This is a genomic window from Microcoleus sp. B4-C1, assembly GCF_036705285.1.
Lineage (GTDB): Bacteria > Cyanobacteriota > Cyanobacteriia > Cyanobacteriales > Microcoleaceae > Microcoleus.
The window spans coordinates 1-7207 of sequence record NZ_JAUBUC010000153.1; the positions used below are offsets into that span (position 1 = coordinate 1).

Sequence of the window (7207 nt, forward strand, 5' to 3'; positions counted from 1 at the left end):
CCCGCCCGTCCTTTTTGGACGGGCGGGACGCCCATCCCACTTTCAAGAGTGGAAGTTATTTAATTCTCATTCCTTACGCTGTTGTGGGGAGTAGGGGTTGAGCAGGAACTCCCGCCATCAAGCTTAAATTTAAAGGCAAAATAGCTTATGGGGTAACAACCCAGAATATTTTTGGCCTAAACTGGGTTTTTTGCATAATTTCTCCACAAAAAAGGGAGAAAAGCCGTTTTCTTTTCCCCCAAGTTTTCCTTGTGCCTCAAGCGCGAGCTCAAAACTATTCCAAATTCGAGTCCGGGTAGTGATTGCGAATTTGTTCGGCTTCGGGACAATCGTCAGAAACTAGGGGTTCGCAGTTAGTTCGGGATACCGAAGCCAACTTCTGGGATACAGCTCCAATACTTTCAAGACGCACCATTTCTTCCCAGGAGCTGATTTCGTCTTCTTCGTCGGTTTCGTAGCGCAGCGTGACTAGATCCCCTTCAATATCTAGGATACGAGCGCGCTCTATCCAACGTTGCTGATCTCGAAGAAAAATAGAAACCTCACGACCATCACAACAGAGTTGATAGATTTTGCGCTGTAGCATTTGTCAGTTCTCCTGCGCAGTGTAACTTGCTTAAAATATGGTCTGTTTACCGTAACGTACTTTGGGTTTTACATCGGAAGGCACAGCCGTATGGACTAGCCAGTTTCACGTTTTCCGCAACTTTGGTACCGATGGGAGTTACCAAATTCGATTTTACCACCAAATCTATCCAGTACGCCATTTATCCAATTACAGGTTGTGCAGCCAGTGGCATCTCTCGTGAGAGGCATTTGCCAGCATAGATCCGAGCATTAGGACTTGACTCGGGCGATCGCGATTAACAGCGACAATAACAACAGACTCTGCCTCTAAAATCTCGCTCTGTTTTGCCTCAAGTCCCCCAGAAAGCTATTGTTTCGACGTTTGTTCGATCGCCCGCTAACGCCGTCAAGGCTCAATCTCAAATCTCAAATCTCGAAACGAAAGCTCTAAAGTGACACTCAAACAGCGACAATAAAAACAGACTCTGCCTCAGATATAGCGGTTCTCAAGCGTGGTGAGGTATGCCCTATGCCCTATGCCCTATGCCCTATGCCCTATGCCCATGAGTACCTCATATGAGAGATCGAAAGGCTATATCTCGCTCTCTTATGTCTCAATTCCCCCAGAAACAAGAGTGTTTAGAGGTTATTTCTAGCCCCCAGTACCCCCTCTCAACTCAATCTAAAATCTAAAATCTAAAATTTAAAATCGATTGTTCGATCGCCCACTAACACCGTCAAGGCTCAATCTCAAATCTCAAATCTCGAAGCGAAAGCTCTAAAGCGACACTCAAACAGCGACAATAAAAACAGACTCTGCCTCAGATATCTCGCTCTCTTATGTCTCAATTCCCCTAGAAACAAGAGTGTTTCGACTTTTGTTCGATCGCCCACAGTACCGCCTATTTCCTCAATCTAAAACCTAAAACCTAAAATCTAAAATCTAAAATCTAAAATCGATTGACTGGAGTGTGATAAAAATCACTGACAGCAGGCAGCCCCTAAATGTAGAAAATGGTGGCGGCCAACAACTAGCTTCAAAACGGGCAGCGGAACCTGTGGCGGTTAAGCTAAAAGAATTGCGGTTCCGTTCAACACAAATTGGAGTCATCGCTCGTGCGTATTAAGGAGGCTAATTGATGGTGTACGCAGAAAATTGGTCGCAGCCGTCTATCTTAGAGCTAGCGCGATCGGGCAACTTTCAAGCCCTGAATTACTGGATTGACAGCTTGCTGCGCCCCGAAGGGATTTATGCCCGCGTCGAACAGGCTCAGGCCGGCTGCGTCCAAATCCTCGTAGAATTCCAGCGCGAATTTGCGCCAGATACTACCTTACTGGGGAGCACTATCCGGGAAGGCTTAGTCAAATTTATTTGCCACCAACTCTGGAGACTCAACTCGCCAGCAGTAGAAGGAGTGCGAATTCACGCGCGCTTGGCTGGGGATGCAGACATTCTCTGGAAACAGTCAGTGCGAATTGTCACTCCGGCAAACCGCCAGCGACGGCGTTACCGTTCCCTACCGATCGTCGATTGGGTTAAATTTAAAACGTATCGTTCTCTGCTGCTAGTGGGATCGGCACTTGCCTCATTTATTTTAGGGTGTTGGGTCAGCTACCACGAGGCTGTGGCCCTGCAGTTAGGCTCTTCAGTATCCGGCTACCAGCAAGGTGCGGTAATTTCGGGGCCGCCTCCAAAACGTGCGGATACGGTGCAAGCAGCCTTAGAAGTGGTACCAGTAGTTCAGCAAAAGCAAGTTGCTAATCCTTACGATCCAACAGTAACGCTGATGTTCGGAGGAAATGTGAATCTATCGGATGCGCTCGGAGCATCTGCCGCCAACGATCACCAATGGGCTTTCGCCAATATGGACGAGTATCGGCAAGCAGATGTGGCGATGGTTAACCTAGAAAACTCCCTGACTCGCTCTACATTGGGCTCTGCTAAAAAACAATTAAATTTTAAAGCCGATCCAGAATCGGTGAAAGTATTAACAGCCGGAGGAGTGGATATTGTCAATCTGGCAAATAGCCGCGCTATGGATTACGAGGAACCGGGGCTGGTGGAGACAATGAATACTCTAGATAATAGTGGGATTCAACACCTGGGAGCCGGCAGAGATATTAAAGAAGCCAGGCGTCCAGATATTATTGAAGTTAAGGGTCAGCGGATTGCCTACCTCGGTTATTACGATGCCGAGCTGAACGTCGCTGACCAAGGGAAAGCCGGCATTAACCCCCGCCGCAACAATCGCGTGGCGGAGGATATTCGAGCTCTTAGGGGTCAGGTAGACTGGATTATTGTTAATTACCACTGGGGAGTCGAATTGGCAGATTATCCGGGGGACGGGCAGATTGATTTGGCTCGGTTCACGATCGACCAAGGAGCTGATTTGGTAGTGGGACACCATCCCCAGGTACTGCAAGGTGCAGAAATTTACAATGGCCGCCCGATAGTTTACTCGCTGGGTAATTTTATATTCGGCCCGAATGCTCGCAGGGATTACGATACCGCAGTCCTGAAAGTATCGCTTAAAGACAGGAATATGAAGGTAGAGTTTCTGCCTGTGGAGGTGAAAAATTTTCAGCCGAAGGTGGTGAAGGGAGCCTCAGCCGATCGCATCCTCAAACGCGTCGAGCAAATTTCTAGTATTTTCGATCGACCGATGCGATCTTCTGTAGTTCTCGAAGCCCTAGTCCAGCCAGGAGCGGCATCAAAAACTCCAAATTATCCATTGCCAGGAGCAGCAAAGAGCGGTACATACCAGCCGGGGCGAGGTTCCGGGGCCAGCGGCGGTGAAAGCAATCAGCAAGGCCCCGGACAACCCAAACCTACTTTGATTTTGCCGGCTTTGCCGGCTGCGCCCCAACAGCCGGACAACTCCTCATTTTTCCCAAACGGGACAGGGCCTGCAATTGAATCAAACCCACCTCCGAATCAAAATTTGCCGCCCCGCATCTACCCCACTCAACCTCAAAATCCCAGCCGGGAACCAGAGCCGTTTACAAAAGAGCCATTCATCAAAGAACCGTTTATTTCGCCCCCATCTCCCAATCAAGGAGCAGTGCTGAGTCCCCAAAGCTATCTTCCCCCGACTCGGGCTGTATCTTTTGAAGTCGCACTCAAAGGGCACTCGGCCTCCGCGATCGTTCCAGCTACCACCAGCAACGGCTCCAAGCAGCGGATCGCCCTGCCTCCTATAGCTAGGAGCATTGGTTAGCCGGTGGGGGCCGGAGCGAGGATGCAGGGGGAGGATAGGGGCGGTAATGGGTGAACATCAAGATAATAGCGACCAATTATTAACGATCGATTTACTGACAACCAATGATCAATGACCTACTACCGATGACAAATGTGTTTGCGATCGCGCTCAAGCAAAAGCAGTACAAAACCTATATCCTCTCCGACGAAACCGCTAACTCTACTCTAGAAGTTGTGCCGGAACGGGGTGGTATTGCCACTAGCTGGCTGGTTGAAGGCAAAGAAATCTTCTATTTGGACGCGGAACGGTTCGCCAATCCCGATCTAACTGTACGTGGCGGGATTCCCATCCTGTTTCCCATCTGCAGCAATCTCCCCGATAATACTTACACGCACAAGGGAGTGGAGCGTAAGCTCAAACAGCACGGCTTTGCTCGAGACTTGCCTTGGACAATAGGCGAACAAGTTACGGAGGGTTGCGCCGCTCTGACGCTGATTCTCGACAGCAGCGACAAGACGCTGGCTGTTTATCCGTTTGATTTCCAACTAGCCTTCACTTATCAGATTAAAGGCAATTCTTTGGAAATTTTTCAGCGATACACCAATCTGTCTGACGAACCCATGCCGTTTTCTAGTGGTTTGCACCCCTACTTTTTGGCGACGGACAAATCTAAGCTCCGCTTTGAGATTCCGGGGATGCAGTACAGAGATCAGAACACCCACACCAAGGGTTACTTCACTGGGGTTTTTGACCCGACGCTGGATGAAATTGATGTTTCCTTTGACGAACTCACTGGCCTGGCTGCTACTGTCACTGACGCAACCCAGGGCTTGCGGCTCACCGTCAGTTACAACTCCAGCTACGGGAAGTTGGTTTTCTGGATGGTGAAGGGCAAGGATTTTTACTGTTTGGAACCTTGGACTGCTCCTCGAAATGCCCTCAACACTGGCGAACACTTGATTTATTTGCCCCCGGGCGCGACTTGCGAGATGCTGGTTCGCATGACTGCAAATTTTATTTAAAAAAGACTTGCTATTTCAAATGAGGGGTGCTACTATTAGAAATTGTGTGCGGTAACAATGTTTTCGCGGGTCGCTAGCTCAGCGGTAGAGCATTCGGCTTTTAACCGATTGGTCTCGGGTTCAAATCCCGGGCGACCCATAAAAATTTGTGAGTTAAGAATTTTGAGTTTTGAGCTGAATGCTCGGAACTCAAAATTTTGTTTGTTGAACTTTTTAGTAAATCTGGAAAGATAGTGCGCGATCGGTGGCAAATTGTCTTAAGATTATCGTAAGAATTGAGCTTGTTCAAAATTCACTGCCCAAAAATCACAAATAATTAGGAGGAATATCTATGGCGCTTGTACCTATGCGATTGCTGCTCGACCACGCGGCTGAAAATGGTTACGGCCTACCGGCTTACAACGTCAACAACATGGAGCAAATCCAAGCGATCATGCGCGCTGCTGACGAAACCAACAGCCCTGTGATTCTGCAAGCTTCTCGCGGCGCTCGCTCCTACGCTGGCGAAAATTTCCTGCGCCACTTGATTTTGGCAGCAGTTGAAACTTATCCTCACATTCCCATTTCCATGCACCAAGACCACGGCAATGCCCCCGGCACTTGCTATTCTGCCATGCGCCAAGGTTTCACCAGCGTCATGATGGACGGTTCTCTGGAAGCGGATGCTAAGACTCCTGCTAGCTACGAGTACAACGTTCAAGTTACTCGCGATGTGGTGAATGTTGCTCATTCGATCGGCGTTAGCGTTGAAGGCGAACTGGGTTGCTTGGGTTCTCTGGAAACAGGAATGGGCGAAGCAGAAGATGGCCACGGTTTTGAAGGTGCGCTTTCTCACGATCAGTTGCTGACAGATCCTGAACAAGCTGTTGATTTCGTTGAGCAAACCGGCGTAGATGCTCTAGCAGTCGCGATCGGCACTTCTCACGGCGCTTACAAGTTCACTCGCAAGCCGACTGGCGAAATTTTGGCAATCAGCCGCATTGAAGAAATTCACCGCCGCTTGCCGAATACTCACTTGGTAATGCACGGTTCATCTTCTGTGCCCCAAGAATTGTTGGAAATCATCAACAGCAACGGCGGCAAAATCCGCGAAACCTACGGCGTACCTGTGGAAGAAATCCAAAAGGGTATCAAGTGCGGTGTTCGCAAGATCAATATCGATACTGACAACCGTTTGGCGATTACCGCTGCGGTGCGCGAAGCTTTGTTTGCGAAGCCCGATGAGTTTGACCCCCGCCACTTCTTGAAGCCGTCGATCAAGTATATGCAGAAGGTTTGTAGCGATCGCTATAATTCTTTCGGTTGCGCCGGTCACGGTACAAAGATTAAGCAAGTATCTTTGGATGATTTTGCAGCTAAGTATGCTAAGGGCGAATTGAGCTCTTCTGCTAAGAAGACTGTAGCTGTTTAAGAATTTTAGGTTTTAGATTTTAGATTTGTCTGAAGTCTAAAGTTAGGATTGCCGGGTAGCTTTGAAGTTGCCCGGTTTTTGTTTTTGGACACAAACCAATAGAAGTGATATTGAAAACTGCGATCGCTATAGCAGTATCCCTACTTTTGCTTACAATGAAGCTAATGTTCGTGGGAAATTCAACCGTTTGAATCAAAGGTGAACGAATGGCAAAGGTTATTGCAGTTACAGAAGCTATTAAAAGCCAAGAGGAGACTGAATCAAGGTTGAATTTGAGCCGAACTGAGGATGAGGCTTTTTTTACCGAGTGGCAAACCCAATTGCCAAGTCTCAGCGATTCTGAACAGACTGCTTTGGATACGCTACGACGTAGATTGCTATATCATAGGGCCGATGGAGAATTGTTAGAAGGGGCAGTGACTTTGCTGGTGGCATCACCTTTGTTAGAATTGGCGGGATTCTACGATCCACCTTTCAGGATGAAGGCTGAAGCTGCTATCGAAATTGCGATCGATGATGGGGAAGAAACCCTGCGCGGACGAATTGATATCTTGATTTTGCCTTGGCAGCTTTGGGTAATAGTTTTGGAGTGTAAGAAGACTACGATTTCGACGCGATCGGCATTACCCCAAGCATTAGCATACATGATGGCAAATCCTGATTTGGATAAACCGAGATTTGGTATGTTGACGAATGGCGATGATGTGTTGTTTGTGAAACTCAGGGCTCAACCTACACCCGAATACGGGTTATCGCGGGCATTTTCGATTTATAGCTGGTAAAAGTATAGTCATTTATAGGCATGGGAGGCTTGAAGTCCCTCCCCCTTCACTTTTACTTTGAGCGGATTAACCCGCCTCGGCTGAACTACGCAGCTCCCTATCCCATTGCGGAACGCATTTGGGATTGCTTTTCTGAGAATATTGTAAGCGCCGTTCACGTCAGAATTGATCAACTGACCAGTCGATGTTTTGTACAAACCTCGCTTAATCCGTTTTCCGGTAAAG

At 48.3% G+C, this 7207-nt stretch carries 6 protein-coding genes, 1 tRNA gene and 1 pseudogene; 6 read left to right on the forward strand and 2 right to left on the reverse strand.

Going from position 1 to position 7207, the window contains the following annotated elements; translation table 11 throughout:
* Positions 1 to 274: 274 nt before the first annotated feature.
* A complete protein-coding gene (locus QUB26_RS30655) occupies positions 275 to 586 on the reverse strand; it encodes a DUF6679 family protein (protein ID WP_006633466.1) in 312 nt (103 codons plus the stop codon).
* 952 nt (positions 587 to 1538) lie between these two features.
* Here QUB26_RS30655 and QUB26_RS30660 point away from each other — a divergent pair.
* The 6 genes from QUB26_RS30660 (at position 1539) to QUB26_RS30685 (ending at position 6982) form a co-directional block, all read left to right on the forward strand.
* Positions 1539 to 1694, forward strand: a complete 156-nt coding sequence (locus QUB26_RS30660; protein WP_333246909.1) for a hypothetical protein — start codon at positions 1539 to 1541, stop codon at positions 1692 to 1694.
* 12 nt (positions 1695 to 1706) lie between these two features.
* The gene (locus QUB26_RS30665; RefSeq protein ID WP_333321085.1) at positions 1707 to 3785 is read left to right on the forward strand and encodes a CapA family protein; all 2079 of its coding nucleotides are present in this window, start codon (positions 1707 to 1709) and stop codon (positions 3783 to 3785) included.
* A 134-nt stretch (positions 3786 to 3919) separates the two neighbouring features.
* Positions 3920 to 4789, forward strand: a complete 870-nt coding sequence (locus QUB26_RS30670) for an aldose epimerase family protein (RefSeq protein WP_445299656.1) — start codon at positions 3920 to 3922, stop codon at positions 4787 to 4789.
* 67 nt (positions 4790 to 4856) lie between these two features.
* Positions 4857 to 4928, forward strand: a tRNA-Lys gene (locus QUB26_RS30675).
* A 192-nt stretch (positions 4929 to 5120) separates the two neighbouring features.
* Complete coding sequence (gene fba, locus QUB26_RS30680; RefSeq protein ID WP_006633469.1) at positions 5121 to 6200, forward strand: class II fructose-bisphosphate aldolase; 1080 nt, start codon at positions 5121 to 5123, stop codon at positions 6198 to 6200.
* A 206-nt stretch (positions 6201 to 6406) separates the two neighbouring features.
* Positions 6407 to 6982 (forward strand): type I restriction endonuclease, encoded by a 576-nt coding sequence (locus QUB26_RS30685; protein WP_333321087.1) that lies wholly within the window; start codon positions 6407 to 6409, stop codon positions 6980 to 6982.
* 8 nt (positions 6983 to 6990) lie between these two features.
* On the opposite strand, the pseudogene QUB26_RS30690 reads toward QUB26_RS30685, so the two are convergent.
* Positions 6991 to 7207: pseudogene (locus QUB26_RS30690) on the reverse strand (RNA-guided endonuclease TnpB family protein); the annotation flags it as partial.